Raw genomic sequence first — 1816 nt, forward strand, 5'->3', positions numbered from 1 at the left:
GCGCGCAGCGCGTCCCGTTGCTCGGCCGCCCAGCTCGTCGCGTCGACGGTGGTCTCGACCCGCAGCATCGGAGGTTTGCCGGGTTTCGTCTCCACATCGAGCAGTGATGTCGGGGATGACGACGACATCTCGTATTCCTTTCAGTCGCGGCTCAGTAAGAAGTCGGCCACTCGGCGGCGCTCAGCACGGCCTTGGCCACCTCGGTCGGACGGGTGCGCAGGAAGTAGTGGCCGCCGTCGGCGAGCTCGTGCAGGTCGACGTGCTCGGCGAGGAGCTGCCAGTCGAGGTACCGGCGTGGGAACTCCGCCGTGCTCGGGTCGTCGGCGGCGACGACGACGGTGACCGGCGCGGACAGCTTCACCGCCGGCGGGGCGTCCAGGGCATCGGCGAAATAGCGGTGCGCGGACACACAGTCGTGCCGGTACGCCGCACCGACATGCTCGGCGCGCTGCGCATCCAGCTCACCGAGCCCGGTGTAGCCGCTGTCCGCGCTCAGCGCCGCGGCGATCTCGGCGTTGCTCCGCCCGGTCAGCTCGGTGACGATCTCTGCGTTGCTCCGCCCGGTCAGCTCGGTGATGGCGGCGCGCCGGTCGGTGGCGTCACCGAGCAGCTGCGCGCCGAGGAACACCCGCTGGACGTCCACCCCGCGCTCCTGCAGCTGCCTGGCCGTCTCCACGGCCAACGCCGTGCCCGAGGAGTGGCCCCACAGCAGGATCCTGGTCAGGCCACGCCGGGTGATCTCGGCGACGACCTGTTCAACCACCTCTGCGATCGGCGCGAACGGCTCGCTGTCGGCGGCCACGTCGTGACCGGGCAGCTCGACGGCGTAGACCGCCAGGCCGCCGGCCGGCAGTGCCCTGGCCAGCGGCTGGAAGTTCACCGCGTTGCCGCCGGCGTGGGGGAAGCACAGCAGGGCACCGGCCTGCGCGCGGTCCGATTCCGACAGTGACTGCAGCAGCCCGGAGCTCCGCTCGGACCGGCCGTCGACCAGTCCGGCGAGATCGGCGAGGACCGGGCGACGGGTGACGTCCTTCAGGGTCACCGCACGGTCGAGGGCGATTGCCAGCTTCACTGCCGACAGCGACGTGCCGCCCCGGTCGAAGAAGTGGTCCCGCCGGCCGATCCGGTCCTGCGGAATGCCGAGTACGTTTGCCCATGCGGCCGCCAGCCACTGTTCTGTGGGCGTACTCGGCGCGCTGTAGTCGTCCTCGACGACGTCGAGCTCCTCGGCGAGCGCCGTCAGCGTCTTCCTGTCGATCTTGCCATTGGCCGTCAGCGGCAGACTGTCCCGCCAGTGAAAGGCCGACGGGACCATGTACTCGGGCAGCGACGCACTCAGCCGCTCCAGCAGGACGTCGGCCTCGAGTGGCTGCCGGGCGGAGTAGAAGGCCACCAGGTACTTGCTCTGGTCGGCCCGCTCGGCGACCACCACCGCGCCGTCGCGGACACCAGGGAGGCGCAGCAAGGTGTTCTCGATCTCGCCGATCTCGATCCGGAAGCCGCGGATCTTGACCTGGGCATCCCTGCGGCCGAGGAACTCCAGCTTGCTTTCCGGCTGCCAGCGGCCGAAGTCACCGCTCCGGTAGAGCCGCCGGCCCTTTCGGTGCGGATCCGCCAGGAAGGCCAGCCGGGTCCGCTCAGGGTCGTTGACATACCCGCGGCCGACGCAGACCCCGGAGAAGACAATCTCGCCGGGGGCGCCGAGCGGCACGGGTGTGAGGTGTTCGTCGACGACGTAGATGTGCACGTTGTTGACCGCGCGGCCGAGCAGGATCCGGTCCGGCACCCGGTCCATTACCTCGTGGTTGGTGTCGTC

1 protein-coding gene is annotated in these 1816 nt (G+C 70.1%); it reads right to left on the reverse strand.

All coding sequences use genetic code 11. The annotated features are described in order from the left end of the window. Positions 1-151: 151 nt before the first annotated feature. Positions 152-1816: alpha/beta fold hydrolase (locus tag ACFWDI_RS40915; RefSeq protein ID WP_385312183.1), on the reverse strand; the 1665-nt coding region annotated here is incomplete at its 5' end.

It is taken from the genome of Streptomyces sp. NPDC060064, assembly GCF_042736455.1.
Lineage (GTDB): Bacteria > Actinomycetota > Actinomycetes > Streptomycetales > Streptomycetaceae > Streptomyces.